A 1,212-nucleotide genomic window follows, 5' to 3' on the forward strand; every position below is an offset into this window, starting at 1 on the left:
CTCTGTAGATATATCCACGTCTGGGTAATGCATAGGGCTAATGCCCGTCGAGAGGTCAATCCACTTTTCTATAGGGACACCATAGCATTTTGATGCCGTTTCGAGATCTCCCCCATGAAGAATTCGGTCGTCAACTCTACTCATCATGCCTGCTCCTGCTTTTCATCCAAAGCCAAGAGCACATCCTGTAATTTTTCCGGATACTGGCCAGGAGCACCCCAAAGCCCACGTTGCGTCGCTTCTAATAAGCGTTCTGCCATTTCTTCAAGCACAGAGGGGTTGTTCTCCAAGAGAAAATTGAGGTTATCCGAGTCGAGTATCAAGGTATCAGTCACGGCCTCGTATTGATAATCATCAATCAGATTGGTGGTGGCATCATAGGCGAACATATAATCAATGCTCGCCCCCATCTCAAAGGCACCTTTGTAACCATGCTCTCGCATCGCATGAATCCATTTAGGGTTTAACACTCGCGAACGGACAACCCGGTTCAGCTCCTCTTTCAAGGTTCTAATCTTAGGAGATGACGGGTTGGAATGGTCATTGTGATACACCGTTGGTGCATCCCCCGAGAACACTTCAACCGCGTTGCTCATGCCCCCTTGGAACTGGTAATAATCATCAGAGTCCAAGATGTCGTGCTCTCTATTATCCTGGTTTTGCGAAACCACCTCTAATTGCGACAATCGAAAACGGAAAGCTTCCTTGGCATCGACACCGTCTCCCGCCTCGTTACCGTAGGCATAGCCACCCCAATTCAGATAGGCATCGGCTAGATCACTCTTTTGCTCCCAACAACGCTCGTCTATCAAGCCCTGTAGACCCGCACCATAAGCGCCGGGCTTACTACCAAACACACGATAACTCGCCTGCCTTCTAGCCAAATCGGCATTTAACCCCGTCAGTGTTAGTTCATCGATACGCTCTAACACATGCTGTTGAATGATGTTCTCGTTTCCAGGTTCTTCGATATCGACAATCGTTTGCACGGCCGCATCAAATAATTTCATGACGTTAGGAAATGCATCTCTGAAAAAGCCCGAGACCCGCAAGGTCACATCGACACGAGGTCGTTGCAGCAATTGGGTGCTCAGCACTTTAAAATCAACAACACGGTTAGATCCCGGCGCCCAAATAGGTTCGACGCCCATCAGAGCAAAAGCCTGAGCGATATCATCGCCACCGGTTCGCATGGTTGCCGTACCCCAAACT

Annotated in this window: 1 protein-coding gene; it reads right to left on the reverse strand. The window is 49.1% G+C overall.

Annotation, left to right across the window (positions count from 1 at the left end):
- Positions 1-143: 143 nt before the first annotated feature.
- Positions 144-1,212 (reverse strand): cobaltochelatase subunit CobN (locus A3763_RS19405; RefSeq protein ID WP_197482991.1); only part of this gene is annotated, 1,069 nt, incomplete at its 5' end.

It is taken from the genome of Oleiphilus sp. HI0128 (assembly GCF_001635365.1).